The 14,763-nt window shown below is 64.9% G+C and carries 14 protein-coding genes; 10 read left to right on the top strand and 4 right to left on the bottom strand.

The annotated features are described in order from the left end of the window. Positions 1 to 13: 13 nt before the first annotated feature. From nrdI to A5624_RS28970, 6 genes are all read left to right on the top strand, one after another. Entirely contained in the window at positions 14 to 535 is a 522-nt protein-coding gene (gene nrdI / locus A5624_RS08880; protein WP_232002227.1) for a class Ib ribonucleoside-diphosphate reductase assembly flavoprotein NrdI, read from the top strand. Continuing rightward, positions 505 to 2,670, top strand: coding sequence for a class 1b ribonucleoside-diphosphate reductase subunit alpha (nrdE, locus tag A5624_RS08875; protein ID WP_066864740.1), 2,166 nt, complete (start codon positions 505 to 507; stop codon positions 2,668 to 2,670). Before nrdI ends, nrdE begins: the two co-directional genes overlap by 31 nt. 159 nt (positions 2,671 to 2,829) lie before the next feature. Beyond that, complete coding sequence (locus tag A5624_RS08870; RefSeq protein WP_066864737.1) at positions 2,830 to 3,732, top strand: SAM-dependent methyltransferase; 903 nt, start codon at positions 2,830 to 2,832, stop codon at positions 3,730 to 3,732. Positions 3,733 to 3,803: 71 nt separating this feature from the next. After that, positions 3,804 to 4,247, top strand: coding sequence for an MmpS family transport accessory protein (locus A5624_RS08865; protein ID WP_066864734.1), 444 nt, complete (start codon positions 3,804 to 3,806; stop codon positions 4,245 to 4,247). Continuing rightward, the gene (locus tag A5624_RS08860; RefSeq protein WP_066864731.1) at positions 4,244 to 7,099 is read left to right on the top strand and encodes an RND family transporter; all 2,856 of its coding nucleotides are present in this window, start codon (positions 4,244 to 4,246) and stop codon (positions 7,097 to 7,099) included. Before A5624_RS08865 ends, A5624_RS08860 begins: the two co-directional genes overlap by 4 nt. Positions 7,100 to 7,378: 279 nt before the next feature. Further along, complete coding sequence (locus A5624_RS28970) at positions 7,379 to 8,353, top strand: AraC family transcriptional regulator (RefSeq protein ID WP_066864728.1); 975 nt, start codon at positions 7,379 to 7,381, stop codon at positions 8,351 to 8,353. Positions 8,354 to 8,416: 63 nt separating this feature from the next. Here the strand turns inward: A5624_RS28970 and A5624_RS08850 are convergent, their stop codons facing one another. Next, the gene (locus tag A5624_RS08850; protein ID WP_066864725.1) at positions 8,417 to 8,884 is read right to left on the bottom strand and encodes a glyoxalase/bleomycin resistance/extradiol dioxygenase family protein; all 468 of its coding nucleotides are present in this window, start codon (positions 8,882 to 8,884) and stop codon (positions 8,417 to 8,419) included. 75 nt (positions 8,885 to 8,959) lie between these two features. On the opposite strand from A5624_RS08850, the gene A5624_RS08845 reads away from it, so the two are divergent. The 3 genes from A5624_RS08845 (at position 8,960) to A5624_RS08835 (ending at position 12,243) form a co-directional block, all read left to right on the top strand. Further along, positions 8,960 to 9,742, top strand: a complete 783-nt coding sequence (locus A5624_RS08845; RefSeq protein WP_197497871.1) for a helix-turn-helix domain-containing protein — start codon at positions 8,960 to 8,962, stop codon at positions 9,740 to 9,742. 80 nt (positions 9,743 to 9,822) lie between these two features. After that, entirely contained in the window at positions 9,823 to 10,551 is a 729-nt protein-coding gene (locus tag A5624_RS08840) for a TetR/AcrR family transcriptional regulator (protein ID WP_156748738.1), read from the top strand. Positions 10,552 to 10,704: 153 nt separating this feature from the next. After that, on the top strand, positions 10,705 to 12,243 hold the full coding sequence (locus A5624_RS08835; RefSeq protein WP_066864718.1) for an NAD(P)/FAD-dependent oxidoreductase: 1,539 nt from the start codon (positions 10,705 to 10,707) through the stop codon (positions 12,241 to 12,243). Here A5624_RS08835 and A5624_RS08830 read toward each other — a convergent pair. Further along, complete coding sequence (locus A5624_RS08830) at positions 12,240 to 13,160, bottom strand: SDR family NAD(P)-dependent oxidoreductase (RefSeq protein ID WP_066864715.1); 921 nt, start codon at positions 13,158 to 13,160, stop codon at positions 12,240 to 12,242. The two genes, A5624_RS08835 and A5624_RS08830, sit on opposite strands and share 4 nt — an antisense overlap. A gap of 102 nt (positions 13,161 to 13,262) precedes the next feature. Here A5624_RS08830 and A5624_RS08825 point away from each other — a divergent pair, with 102 nt between their 5' ends. Next, positions 13,263 to 13,835, top strand: a complete 573-nt coding sequence (locus A5624_RS08825) for a TetR/AcrR family transcriptional regulator (RefSeq protein ID WP_066864712.1) — start codon at positions 13,263 to 13,265, stop codon at positions 13,833 to 13,835. Here A5624_RS08825 and A5624_RS08820 read toward each other — a convergent pair. After that, complete coding sequence (locus A5624_RS08820; protein ID WP_066864709.1) at positions 13,807 to 14,352, bottom strand: TetR/AcrR family transcriptional regulator; 546 nt, start codon at positions 14,350 to 14,352, stop codon at positions 13,807 to 13,809. The two genes, A5624_RS08825 and A5624_RS08820, sit on opposite strands and share 29 nt — an antisense overlap. Beyond that, positions 14,336 to 14,763: SRPBCC family protein (locus tag A5624_RS08815; RefSeq protein WP_066864706.1), on the bottom strand; the 428-nt coding region annotated here is incomplete at its 5' end. The genes A5624_RS08820 and A5624_RS08815, both read right to left, overlap by 17 nt.

Below are 14,763 nucleotides of genomic sequence, written 5' to 3'. Positions count from 1 at the left end.
AGGTTGCGGTGCCATGGACGTCAGGGGGCGCAACCCAGGTTGGACGAGTGGCGACCCGCTGCGCGCGGCTCCGGACCTGGTTGCCGCGTCCGCGGCATCGCCACTGGTCTATTTCTCCTCGGTGTCGGAGAACACCCACCGCTTCGTCGAGAAGCTGGGGATCCCCGCCACGCGGATTCCGCTGCACGGCCGCATCGAGGTGGACCAGCCCTACGTCCTCGTCCTGCCCACCTACGGCGGCGGCCGGGCCACCCCGGACCTCAACGCCGGCGGTTACGTGCCCAAGCAGGTCATCGCCTTTTTGAACAATGAGCACAACCGGTCGTTGATCCGCGGCGTCATCGCCGCGGGCAACAACAACTTCGGCGCCGAATTCGCCTACGCGGGCAACGTGATCTCGCGCAAGTGCGGCGTTCCGTACCTCTACCGCTTCGAACTCATGGGAACCCAGGACGACGTGGATGCCGTCCGCGCGGGCTTAGCCAATTTTTGGAAGGAACAGACGTGCCACCAACCGTCGCTGCAGAGCCTGTAACCACCGGAGCCCACGCGTTGCCGGGGGAGACGGATTACCACGCGCTCAACGCGATGCTGAATCTGTACGACGCGGACGGCAAGATTCAGTTCGACAAGGACCGCGAGGCCGCGCATCAGTACTTCCTGCAGCACGTCAACCAGAACACGGTGTTCTTCCACAATCAGGACGAGAAGCTCGACTACCTGATCAAGGAGAACTACTACGAGCGCGAGGTTCTCGACCAGTACAGCCGCAATTTCGTCAAGACGCTGCTGGACCGGGCCTACGCCAAGAAGTTCCGGTTCCCGACGTTTCTGGGCGCGTTCAAGTACTACACCTCCTACACGCTGAAGACGTTCGACGGGAAGCGCTACCTGGAGCGCTTCGAGGACCGCGTGGTCATGGTGGCGCTGACGCTGGCCGCCGGCGACACCGTGCTGGCCGAAAAGCTGGTCGACGAGATCATCGACGGGCGATTCCAGCCGGCCACCCCGACGTTTCTGAACTCGGGCAAAAAGCAGCGCGGCGAGCCGGTGAGCTGCTTTCTGCTGCGCATCGAGGACAACATGGAGTCGATCGGGCGATCGATCAACTCCGCGCTGCAGCTGTCCAAGCGTGGCGGGGGAGTTGCGTTGCTGCTGAGCAACATTCGCGAGCACGGCGCCCCGATCAAGAACATCGAGAACCAGTCCTCTGGCGTCATCCCGATCATGAAGTTGCTCGAGGACTCCTTCTCCTACGCCAACCAGCTCGGCGCGCGGCAGGGCGCCGGCGCGGTGTACCTGCACGCCCATCACCCGGACATCTACCGGTTCCTGGACACCAAGCGCGAGAACGCCGACGAGAAGATCCGCATCAAGACGCTGAGCCTGGGCGTGGTGATTCCCGACATCACCTTCGAGCTGGCCAAGAAGAACGAGGACATGTACCTGTTCTCGCCGTACGACGTCGAGCGGGTCTACGGCCTGCCGTTCGCCGACATCTCGGTCACCGAGAAGTACTACGAGATGGTCGACGACGCCCGCATCCGCAAGACCAAGATCAAGGCGCGCGAGTTCTTCCAGACGCTGGCCGAGCTGCAGTTCGAATCCGGCTACCCCTACATCATGTTCGAGGACACGGTGAACCGGGCGAACCCGATCGACGGCAAGATCACCCACTCGAACCTGTGCTCGGAGATCCTGCAGGTCTCCACGCCGTCGGTGTTCAACGATGACTTGTCGTATGCCAAAGTGGGCAAGGACATTTCGTGCAACCTGGGGTCGCTGAACATCGCCAAGACGATGGACTCGCCCGACTTCGCGCAGACCATCGAGGTCGCGATCCGGGCGCTGACGGCGGTGAGCGATCAGACCCACATCACCTCGGTGCCCTCAATCGAGCAGGGCAACAACGAGTCCCACGCGATCGGCCTCGGCCAGATGAACCTGCACGGTTACCTGGCCCGCGAGCGCATCCACTACGGCTCCGAAGAAGGCATCGACTTCACCAACATCTACTTCTACACCGTGCTCTACCACGCACTGCGCGCCTCGAACCGCATCGCGATCGAGCGGGGCAGCAAGTTCGGCGGCTTCGAGAAGTCGAAGTACGCCTCGGGTGAGTTCTTCGACAAGTACACCGAGCGGGTGTGGGAACCGGCCACCCCGCGGGTGCGCGAGATCTTCGCCGAGGCGGGCATTCGCATTCCCACGCAGGAGGATTGGCAGCGGCTGAAGGAGTCGGTGCAGCAGCACGGCATCTACAACCAGAACCTGCAGGCCGTCCCGCCGACGGGATCGATCAGCTACATCAACCACTCGACCAGCTCGATCCACCCGGTGGCGAGCAAGATCGAGATCCGCAAGGAAGGCAAGATCGGCCGTGTCTACTACCCGGCGCCGTATCTGACCAACGACAACCTGGAGTACTACCAGGACGCCTACGAGATCGGTTACGAGAAGATCATCGACACCTATGCCGCGGCCACCCAGCACGTGGACCAGGGCCTGTCGCTGACGCTGTTCTTCAAGGACACCGCCACCACCCGCGACGTGAACAAGGCGCAGATCTACGCCTGGCGCAAGGGAATCAAGACGCTGTACTACATCCGGCTGCGGCAGATGGCTTTGGAGGGAACAGAGGTCGAGGGCTGCGTGTCCTGCATGCTCTAAGGCCCGGCGCCCGGTGTAAAGCCGGGCGCCACCGCGTTTTCCGGCCACCGCCCGCGTAATCCGGGTAGACCGGCTGTCGTAGCCGCCCTAACTTTGCATCAGACAGCGACCCGAGCGACGCAGATTCGTTCGGGGGCCAGATGATGCAAAGGGGCGATCATGCCACGGACCCGTGACGATAGTTGGGACCTCAAGACCGGCGTAGGCGCGACGGCGACGATGGTGGCCGCGGCACGGGCGGTCGCCAGCAGGCAAACCGACCCGGTAATCAGGGATCCGTTCGCCGAGGTATTGGTCCGGGCGGTCGGACTACGATTGTTCACCCAAATAGTCGACGGCACAATCAGTTTCTCCGACCTCGATGTCGCCTGGATGCCCGCCTACTTCGGGATGCGCAGTAGCAGCCTCGATGACTTCGCCCTCGACGCGTGTCGGTCGGGCATTCGGCAAGCCGTGATCCTGGCCGCCGGATTGGATTGTCGCGCCTACCGGTTGGATTGGCCGTCGGCGATGTCCATCTACGAAGTCGACCAACCGCGGGTAATCGAGTGGAAGCGCAGCGTCCTGACCGGATTGGGCTGGCCGCCTGCAGAGGGGCACCACTGCCTGGGCATCGATTTGCGCCAGGACTGGTCAACGGCATTGCGGCAAGCGGGTTTCGATGGCGCTCAGCCGACCGTCTGGATCGTCGAGGGCCTACTCATCGGGTACCTACCGCCCGAGACACACGACGAGATACTCGACGCGATCACCGCCTTGAGTGCCCCTGGCAGCCGGCTCGGGGCCGACTACATCGACAGCCCCCGGGCCGACGCGCTTGGCGATAACCTGCGAATGCACCATGCGATGTGGAATGAGCGGGACCCCGAAATAGACATGCGCGACCTGACTTTCGCCGGAAAGCACGCCGATCCGGTGGCGTATCTGGCCGAGCGTGGCTGGAAGGCAAGCAGTGCGGATCTCGACACCGTCTTTCGGGACGCCGGGCGACCCGCTCCCACCGGGGACGGCTTCGCCGAGCTTGCGAGTTTCACCCGGATGCTCAGCGGGTTGCGCACCTAGCGGTTTCGTCGCAGCTGCGTTCACTGTCATCCCCGCATGTCTTTCCTTGGCCCGCAGGAGGGGTCACACTCATGGTCGCGTCCGTACGTCGGCGGCTGGTCAGCAGGCTCTGGCTGCCCGCCCTGGTGGCCGTCGTGGTTGTCCTGGCTGCATTCATCATCGACTCCGCACACGGGATCTTCGGTTCCCAGGACCGAACTCGAAGTCCGGGCAACAAATTCTCGATAGCCCAGTTCAATCCCAAACGCATCGAATACGACATTTTCGGCGATCTCGCGGGGTGGGGAAGGGCCAGCTACTGGGACGTGAACTCCCGCCCCGTACTGGTCGACCTCGCGGCGCTGCCGTGGACACACACCGAAGTAACGGTCTTGACGACGGCCACCGCCGATATCGCCGCGCAGGTGGCAGGCGGCAACATCGGCTGCCGTATCACTGTCGACGGGCAGGTGCGTTCCGAACACACGGCAACCGGTGACCATGCCGGCGTATGGTGCCAGGTGCTGTCCGCATGAACCATAGTGATAACACGCGAAGGCCGTTCTTCGCCAAGGCCATTCGCAGGTTCGCCGTGCCCGTGGTGCTCGCGTGGATCGCCCTCATGGTTGTACTCAACACGGTCGTTCCGCAGCTGGAGCCGGTCACCGAAGCGAACCGGGGTCCGCTGGTCCCGGTCAACGCGCCATCGTCACAAGCACTCATCCACATCGGGCAGGTATTCAAAGAGTCCGACAGCAACAGCCTGGTGATGGTCGTGCTGGAAGGCGAACACAAGTTGGACGAAGGCGACCATGTGTTCTACAACGATCTGGTCGCAAAACTACGGCGCGACAAACACGTTCAATACGTGATGAACCTCTGGGGGCAGGGAACCACCGCCGCGGGGGTGCAGAGCAACGACGGAAAGGCGTCCTACACGCTGGTACGGACCGCCGGCAACCTCGGCTCGGCGGTCTCGGACGAGTCGATCAAGGCGGTGCGAGACCTGGTCTCGCAGAACAAAACCCCGCCCGGTCTGAAGGTCTACGTCTCGGGTTCGGCACCGCTGTCGGCGGATATGCTCGAAGCCGGTAACGAGAGCCTGATCATGATCATGTTCGTCACCATCGTCCTGATCACCGTGATGCTGCTGGTCGTCTACCGCTCGGTCTCGACCGCGCTGCTCGTCCTGCTCATGGTGATGCTGGAACTGAACTGCGGGCGGGGCTTGGTGTCCTTGTTGGCCTTCCACAAGCTCATCGGGATATCGGAGTTCGCGTCGAACCTCTTGGTATCCCTCATCCTCGGCGCGGGCACCGATTACGCGATCTTCTTGATCGGCCGCTATCACGAAGCACGCCACGCTGGCGAAGACCGGGAAACCGCATACTATTCCGCAGTCAACGGCGTGTCGCACGTCATCCTGGGGTCTGGTCTTGCGGTTGCCGGCGCGACGTTCTGCCTCAAGTTCACCCGGCTCAATTACTTCAACACCTGTGGGATCCCCTGTGCCGTGGCAATGCTCACCGCGGTCAGCGCCGCCCTGACCTTCGGGCCGGCCGTGCTGGCACTCGGCAGCAGATTTGGGGTATTCGAACCGAAACGCCAAGGAGGCGCCGGCATTTGGCGCAAGATCGGCACGGTTACCGTCCGGTGGCCTGGCCGGGTCCTGTTGGCAAGTTGCCTGGTGGTGCTTGTGGGATCGCTGACGTTGCCCAGCTACCGGCCCAACTACGACGACCGCATCTACATCTCCGATGACAGCCCGTCGAAGCTGGGATATGCCGCGAGCGACAGGCACTTCCCGGTCAGCAGGCTCAACGGCGACATGCTCATGGTCGAGTCCGATCACGATATGCGTAACAGCACGGATATGATCGCATTAGATCGGGTGGCGCGCAGCGTCTTTCACACTCCGGGCGTGGGGTTGATCCAGAGCGTCACCAGGCCGCTGGGGACTCCGCTCGAGCATTCATCCTTCACCTACACAATGGGCTCGATGGGAACGAAGATCAAGGAGCTCGTGCCGTTCCTCACCGACCTGAACACCCGGCTGACCGACATGGCCGACATCACGAGTCGCATGACCGAACTGATGCGTCATCAGCAGCAATTGACGTCACAACAGGCCGGCGCGACGCATCTCGCCGCCAACGCCGCCCAGGGCATGAAAGACGTCACGGATGCGCTGCGGGACAACATCGCCGAGTTCGACGACGTCTGGCGTCCGGTCCGAAGCTACTTCTACTGGGAGAAGCATTGTTTCGACATCCCGCTCTGCTGGTCATTGCGATCGCTGTTCGACGCGACCGACAAGTTCGACCAGCTGGACGAGCAGATGGACAAGAATCTTCAAGCTGCACTGATCCAGGACTCGGTGCTGCCACAACTGGTCGAACTACTCAGCCGCAACGTCGATGAGCTCGACCAACTCCACCGGGTCATCCTGGCTGAGCACAGCACGATCGAACCCCAGTTGGCCCAACTCGACGAGCTGAGCCGCCAGATGATGGACCTGGGTTACGCTTTCGACAGTGCGAAGAACGACGAATTCTTCTACCTACCACCAGACGCCTTCGCGAATCCCTCTTTCCGGATCGACCTGAAATACTTCGTGTCTCCGGACGGCAAAGCCGCGCGATACATGATCTACCACGACGGTGAGGCGCTCACTGCGCAAGGCATCCAGCATGACCAGACCTATCTGGCGGCCGCGCAGGAGGCGCTGAAGGGCACCACCCTCGGTGGCGCCCGCGTCTATCTCGGCGGCGCGGCGACGACGTACTGGGACATCCAGGATGCGGCCAAAACGGACCTGATCATCGCGGCCACCGCAGCATTCGCGTTGATCTTCCTGGTGATGCTGCTCATCACACGAAGCGTGATCGCGGCGTTGGTCATCATCGGAACCGTCGCGTTTTCTTACTCGGGAGCGTTCGGCCTATCGGTCCTGATCTGGCAGCACGTGCTCGGCATCCCGATGAGCTGGCTTGGCCTGCCGCTCACCTTCATCATCCTGGTTGCGGTCGGCTCTGACTACAACCTGCTGCTCATCGCCCGCTACCTCGAAGAAAGCCGAGCGGGCCTGAACACCGGTCTGATCAGAGCGGTCGCCAACTCGGGCAAGGTGGTCACCACCGCGGGCCTGGTCTTCGCCGTCACCATGATGGCGATGGTTTCCGGGAAGCTGGTCTCGGTGGGGGAAATGGGATCGACGATCGGGATCGGTTTGCTGCTCGACACTCTCATCGTGCGTTCGTTCGTCACCCCCGCGCTTGCCCGGCTCCTCGGACCCTTCTTCTGGTGGCCCCGACTGGTCCGCTCCAGGCCGGCGCGCGCCGCCACCGGGCGTCCGGTGATGCCGATCGAATACGCGGCTGTTCCTTGACGTCAGGGTGTCGCATTTCGTGGGCACAACGGCTCGATAGCCATGGGTGAATCGCGCTGCGCTGGTGCAGGCTTGATTGGCCCTTACCAAACGACGAGCGTGAACGAGGTGACACCGCTTGCAGGCGATTGCGCGCGCGACCGCGCCGCCGGCCTCCGCGGCCTTTCCCTCGTCGCGGCGCCCTCCGCGCCTGCCGGCGAAACCGACGACGTCAGCCGTCGGGCGGGGCTTGAGCGTGCTTGAAATGGCGACGGCGATCCACGAACGGGCCACAGCCTGATGATCGACGGCCTGCGCATCCGGATCGACACCTCGGATCCGGACGACGCGAGAACTCAAGTCGCGTCTGTCTACTGTCCCCATCGCCTCGCTGTAAAAGGCAGGTTATCGGCGTTCCGGGCCCGGCACGCCGAGGGCGGCACCACTGGGCTAGGCGTCTACGCCCTCTCGTATGGGTCGGCTACAACCCTGATGGAATCGTCGACGTTCGACGACTTCGTCCTGGTTTCCCAGCAGATCAGCGGGCGGTTTGCGGTCCGTGCCGCGAGTGGGGAACGGTTGCTGCTGCCCGGCGAACATGTCGTGCTGGACGCGCACACCGCGTATCAGTTGCGTTGGGAAGAGAACTGCAACCTCTTCCATGTGCGGATCGGCCGCACCGAGTTCGAGGCGGCGGTTGGTGAATTCACCGGCGCGGGCGAGCCGGCCGCGGTCCGATTCCCGTTGGACCGGCACGCCTCCCGGGCGGGAACGGTGGCCGTTGCGAAGGTGATGCAGTTCCTGCTCCGCAACGCCGGACCGAACGGGCTCCTCACGTCCGAGACATTGCTGTCCGCCCAGATACGTCGCATGTTGATAGCGAGCATCGTGGAGGCCTACGCCGGCATTTTTCCGGCGGCCGATGCGGGTCCGAGTGGCCGCGTCGAACCTCCGGCCGTTCGGCGTGCGATCGCCTACCTCGAGGACGCGGCCGCTGAGGACATCAGGATCGGTGACGTCGCGGCCGCAGCACGGTTGAGCACTCGTGCCCTCCAGGAGGCCTTTCGTAGGCACCTGGACACGACTCCCATGGCACACCTGAAGTCGATCCGCCTCGCGCGAGCGCACGCGGAGCTCAGGCAGTCATCAGTCGAGGACGGGACGACGGTGGCCGCCGTCGCATACCGCTGGGGTTTCGGCAATCTCGGCCGGTTCGCGGCCGACTACCGGCGGGAGTTCGGCCGCTCACCGAGCGAGGTACTGCACGGGCCGTAGCGACGCATCGGCGGAACAGAAGTCGAGGGCTGCGTGTCTTGCATGCTCGAGGACCGCGACCGATCAAAGGTTCTCGGCGCCCCAGTTGGCCAGCCGGCGTTCGCGTTCGGTTGAGTCGATGTCTTCGACCCGCGTCATGATCGACCACCGCTGCCCGAACGGGTCTGTGATGGACCCGAACCGGTCGCCGGTGACGAAGGTCTGGGCCGCCTCCCGCAGTGTGGCCCCCGCGTTCTGGGCCCGCGCCAGCACGGCGTCGACGTCCGCGCAGTAGAGCGCGATCGAGTGGGTGACCGCCTCGGTGCGGCTCGGGGCTTCAAGCTGATAGCTGGGGTTGGGGTCGGACAGCTGCAACCTGCCGCGCCCGAAGTCCAACTCCGCGTGCGCGACCGTGCCATCGGGCCCGAGCATCTTCTCGACGAGTGCCGCGCCGAAGACGTCGGTGTAGAACTCGATGGCGGCTGCGGCTCCGTCGACAACGAGAAAAGGGGTCAAACTCGTGTAGCCCTCGGGGATCGGTTCGGGATTCATGTCGTTCAGCTTGGCTAGATTCGTCGCGTGGACGCTTGTAAAAACACGCCACCGGCGGGAGCGCCGGAGCCCGGTGTGGTCGGGCGGGCTGCCACCGGCTCGATATTCGAGCTCGACCGCACGGTGCCCTCGGTGGCGGCTGCCGAATTCGTCGAGCACTTCTGGTCGGTGCGCTGGGACCTGACCGGGCGGACCCCGCAGGAAAGCTTGGTCATCACTTTCCCATCCATCAATCTCACCCATGAGTGGGGCACCGACTCACCCCGCCATGGGTTCACCCTGCCGGCCACCTTGGTGCACGGCGTGGTTCAGCGGATCTTCGCCATCGAGTTGTCGGGACGCGGCGCGGTGGTCGGCGCGCGCTTCCGGCCGGGCGGATTCACCGCCCGATTCCGACGCGATGCAAGCGCGCTGACCGGCCGGGTTGTGTGCGTCGATGACGACTTATTCGACAGCCCAGCGCTTTTCGACGATGATATCGATGGCACGACCGCGCAACTGGACGCCATGATCGGGACACGCACCGACCCCGACCCGACCTATACGTCACTCAACGCGCTGCTAGACCGGATCCGTGACGACGACGCCATCCAGCGAGTACAGCACGTGATGGCGTGCTCACCGTGGAGCGTGCGAACCACCCAGCGGGTTTTCCGCCACTACGTCGGGGTTCCGGTCAAATGGGTCCTGTGCCGTTACCGCCTGCAGCAGGCGGCGTTGGCAATCGAGACCGATCGATCCGTCGATCTGGCCGATCTGGCGGTTCGCCTCGGCTGGTATGACCAAGCCCACTTCACCAACGACTTCCGCTCGATGCTCGGCTGCAGTCCCGGTGAGTACGCCCAGCGATACGCCTGAACGGGCACGCCCAGCCGTTTGATCGGGCAGTCTGCCCAGGTCAGCGCCCGTCGCGCGGTACAGTGCTTGATGTGGTGAGAATTCCTCGGCCTCCTAGACCCCACCCGGCTGTCAAGCCTGGGGCCAAGGTCGACGCGCGCAGCGAGCGCTGGCGCGAGCACCGCAAGAAAGTGCGCAGCGAAATCGTCGACGCGGCCTTCCGCGCCATCGACCGGCTCGGCCCCGAACTGTCCGTGCGGGAAATCGCCGAGGAGGCCGGCACCGCCAAGCCGAAGATCTACCGGCACTTCCACGACAAGTCGGACCTGTTCCAGGCGATCGGGGAGCGGCTACGCGACATGCTGTGGGCCGCGATCTTCGCGTCCATCGACCTGAAAACGGACTCGGCCCGTGAGGTGATCCGGCGCAGCGTCGAGGAGTACGTGATCCTGGTCGACAAGCACCCCAATGTGCTGCGCGTCTTCATCCAGGGCCGCTCGGCGGCCAGCCCCCAGATCCTGGACGAGGGACGCGGCATCACCCTGGCCGTGGCCGACATGTTCGACAACGAGCTGCGCGAGATGGAACTCGACCACGCGGCGGTCGAACTGGCCGGCAACGCGGCGTTCGGCTGCGCCGCGTCGGCCACGGAGTGGTGGCTGGGCCCCGAGCCGGACAGCCCCCGGCTGATGTCGCGCGAGCAGTTCGTCGCGCACCTGACCACCATCATGATGGGGGTCATCGTCGGGACCGCCGAGGCGCTGGGCATCACGATGAATCCTGACCTGCCGATTCACGACATGGTGACCGTCAAGCCGGCCGTGGGCTGAGCGCGGTTCCGCGTTGACAACCGCCGCGGCCATCGATAACACTCGTCCAAACCGATACCCTGGGTACTGGGTATCTGCGCCGGCCGGGGCCGCAGCCGAAGACGCCGGCTGACGCCGACCCGCGACACGCCTGGATAGAAGGACCGATCGACCGTGACCGACGTCGTGACACAAACCGAGACAACCCCTGCGGCCAGCGCCTCGAAGCCCGTGCACACGCGCGCCGTCATCATCGGGACCGGGTTCTCCGGTCTGGGGATGGCGATCGCGCTGCAAAAGCAGGGCGTCGGCTTCGTCATCCTGGAAAAGGCCGGCGACATCGGCGGCACCTGGCGGGACAACAGCTATCCGGGGTGCGCCTGCGACATCCCGTCGCACCTCTATTCGTTCTCGTTCGAGCCCAAGCCCGACTGGAAGAACCCGTTCTCCTTTCAGCCCGAGATCTGGGACTACCTCAAGGGCGTCACCGAGAAGTACGGGCTGCGTCGCTACATAGAGTTCGACTCGCTGGTCGATCGGGCCCATTGGGACGATGACGAGAACCGCTGGCACGTGTTCACCGCCGACGGGCGCGAATACGTCGCCCAGTTCCTGATCTCGGGTGCGGGCGCGCTGCACATCCCGTCCATGCCCGACATCGAAGGCCGCGACGAGTTTGCCGGCGCCGCTTTCCATTCCGCCGAGTGGGACCACAGCGTCGACCTGACCGGCAAGCGGGTGGCCGTCATCGGGACCGGCGCCAGTGCGATCCAGATCGTGCCGGAGATCGTCGGGAAGGTCGCCGAACTTCAGCTCTACCAACGCACTCCGCCGTGGGTGGTGCCGCGGTCGAACCCCGAGATTCCGCCGGCGGTGCGCCGGGCCATGGAGAACGTGCCCGGGCTGCGCGCGCTGGTGCGGCTCGCGATCTACTGGGGGCAGGAAGCGCTGGCCTTCGGCATGACCAAGCGGCCGAACCTGCTCAAGTTCATCGAGTCCTACTGCAAATACAACATTCGCCGAGCGGTCAAGGACAAGGAGTTGCGGCGCAAGCTGATCCCGAATTACCGCATTGGGTGCAAGCGAATCCTGAACTCCTCCACCTATTACGGCGCGGTCGCGGACCCGAAGACCGAACTGGTCACCGACCACATCTCGCGGATCACCGCCGACGGCATCGTCACCGCCGACGGCACCCACCGGCCCGCCGACGTGATCGTGTACGCCACCGGCTTCCACGTCACCGACTCCTACACCTACGTCCAGATCAAGGGGCTGCACGGCGAGGACCTGGTGGACCGCTGGAACCGCGAGGGCATCGGCGCGCACCGCGGCATCACCGTCGCCGACGTGCCCAACCTGTTCTTCCTGCTGGGACCCAACACCGGGCTGGGACACAACTCGGTGGTGTTCATGATCGAATCCCAAATCCGTTACGTCGCGGACGCGATCGCGACCTGCGACAAGCTGGGCGCCCAGGCGCTGGCCCCGACCCGCGCCGCCCAGGACAAGTTCAACGACGAGCTGCAGCGCAGGCTGGGCCCCTCGGTGTGGAACAGCGGTGGCTGCAGCAGCTGGTATCTGGACGAGCACGGCAAGAACACCGTGCTCTGGGGCGGCTACACCTGGGAGTACTGGCGGGCGACCCGTTCGGTGAAGCGGGACGAATACCAGTTCTACGGCGTCAACACGGGCGCACGGGCGGCGGTCTAAAGGCCGACCGAAGTTGTTGCGGCGCTGCGTTGTTCGCGGGCCTGTGACTTCCTGGCGAAGGATCGCAGGTTCTGCCGCACGATGCGGTCCAGCCCCCGGTCGGACACCACGCGGTTGATCCACAACAGGATTGCGGCATCGCGTCCGATGGTGTAGCGCGTGCGTGGACGCGGTGCGGTCGCGGCCTTGGCGACCACCTTCGCGGCGTGTTCGGCCGAAACGCCCTCCTCGCCGAACGACCGGGCTTGCGCCGTGACGGCCCCGATGAGATCGCCGTAGCGGGCGAGTTGCGCCTCGGTCAGGCTGGCCATCAGGCCCTCGGCGGTGCTGATGCCGCGCTCGGCCATCTCGGTCTTGACCGCGCCGGGTTCGACGACGACCACCTTGATGCCGAGTTCGGCGACCTCCCGCCGCAACGCGTCACTGGCGGCTTCCAGGGCGAACTTCGAACCGGCATACGCGCCATACGTCGGCAACACCACCTTGCCGCCGACCGAGCTGATGTTGACGACGGTGCCTCCGCTGAGCAGCAGGGCCGGCAACAGCTTCTGGGTCATCGCGATGTGGCCGAAGAGGTTTACCTCGAATTGCCGGCGCCACTGGTCGATCGGCAGCGTTTCGACTGGAGAATTGACCGCGATGCCGGCGTTGTTGACCAGCGCGCGCAGGGGACGGCGCAGCGGATCGCGCGCGACGCGGTCGGCGATGGCGGCCACGTCCGTTTCCATCGTGATGTCCAGGATGTGCGGCTCGATGTTTTGTGCGCGCAGCGCCTCGGCGTCCGCGTCGCGGCGCACACCGGCCAGCACATGAAAACCCTTGCGGGCCAATTCTCGAGCGGTGGCCGCGCCGATGCCGGTCGAGGCGCCGGTGACGACGATCAGCTCATTACGGTTGGCGCGATTCGACGACATCATGGGGTTCTCCGATCGAGGGGACCTAGTTTGAGTTGACGCTGTCATCTCAAACTAGCAGTCGAGTTGACATTGTCAACCCAACGACCGGCTTATGCTCTGCGGGTGACGACAAGGGCCGAAAGCGCGGCGGCGACGCGCCGTTCGTTGGTCGAGGCGGCGGGGGTGTTGCTCGACCTCGGCGGTGTCGACGCGGTGACGCTGCGCGAGGTCGGCGCCCGCAGCGGCGTGTCGCGCTCGGCGGCGTATCGGCACTTTGCCGACAAGGAGTCTCTGCTCGCCGAGTTGGCCACCAACGCACTGCGCGAACTGGGTGACGCGCTCGAAGCGTTGGTGGGTAGCGAAGATTCGCCGCAGGAATGTCTGCGGTCGGCCCTGCTGTCGCTGATCGACATCGGCCGCACCCGCCCGCATCTCTACCGCCTGATGTTCACCCCGCCGGCGGGTGACCCGACCGCGGCGATGCAGGCGGCCCAACGCACGCAGGAGCTGTTTCTTCAGATGGTCGGTCGCATCACCGGTCCGCAGCAGGCCCCGCGCTACGGGGCGCTCATTTTGACGAGCGCGCATGGCATTACGGGCCTCGACTTGAGTGGCTACATGGATCTGGACAAGTGGCACACCAGCGCCGAGGAACTCGTCGACACGCTTATTTCGGTGTTGCCAAAAGCCGGATGAAAGCCTGCGCGGCCGCATCCACGCCGGCCTCGTCGTCGGTCGCGACGAGATCCAGCAGCAGGCCGCGTGCGACGGCCAACCCGAGCCGGGCCAAGGCGGGATCGACCGGAGCCTCGGCGATCGCGTCGACCTCGGCCAGCCAACTCTCGACGGCCCCGGGAACCATTCGGGCAAAAGGCTTTTCGCCCTGGGCGGCGCGGGCGTAGCACTCGAAGAACAAGCGCTCGGCTTGGCGCAGCTCGGGTCGACGCAGGTCGGCCCACATCGCCGCGAAGCCCTCGGCAGGGCCGGTCGGCAGTTCGGACAGCACACCCATCTGCCGGTGCTCGACCGCCTCGACGATTGCCAGGAGCAGGTCTTCGCGAGAGCCGAAGTGGTGCAACAGCATTCGGTGGCTGGTGCCCACTGCGGCGGCCACCTCGCGCAGGGACCGGTCGCCGATGCCGCCGGTGGCGAACTCGGCGACGAGTGCCTCGAGGAGCTGTTGGCGCCGCCCGGTGTCAGGGGTGCGCGCCATCGGCGCGGCTGAGCTGCTCGGCGCGGGCCTTGAGGCCTTGGGCTTCCAGGTCGAGGAAGCGCTTGGTCTTCTTGATCATCAACCGCCCGACGAGGGCCCCCAGCGCGCCGCCCTGGTCGAGTTGCTGGCGCACCAACGTGCGGCCGCCGGGTTGGGCGATGACGTCGTGGCGTGCGCGCACCCGCACTCCGGGCGAGCGCTGCACCCAGGTCCAGGACCTGCCGGGGTCGAGCTCGGTGACCCGCCACTTCAGCTTCGACATGCCGGGCTGCTTGATCGCGAAGCGCCTGCCGACGGCGAGGGCCGCGCCGTCCAGCCCGGTCAGGGAGGTGACCGAGGCGGTCCAGTCCGGCCAGTGCTCGACGTCGGTGAAGACGTCCCAGACGAGTCGGGGCGGTGCGTCGATCTCGA

The organism is Mycobacterium sp. 1482292.6 (genome assembly GCF_001672995.1).
Taxonomy (GTDB): domain Bacteria; phylum Actinomycetota; class Actinomycetes; order Mycobacteriales; family Mycobacteriaceae; genus Mycobacterium; species Mycobacterium europaeum_A.
This window is presented reverse-complemented; position numbering and strand designations above follow the sequence as displayed.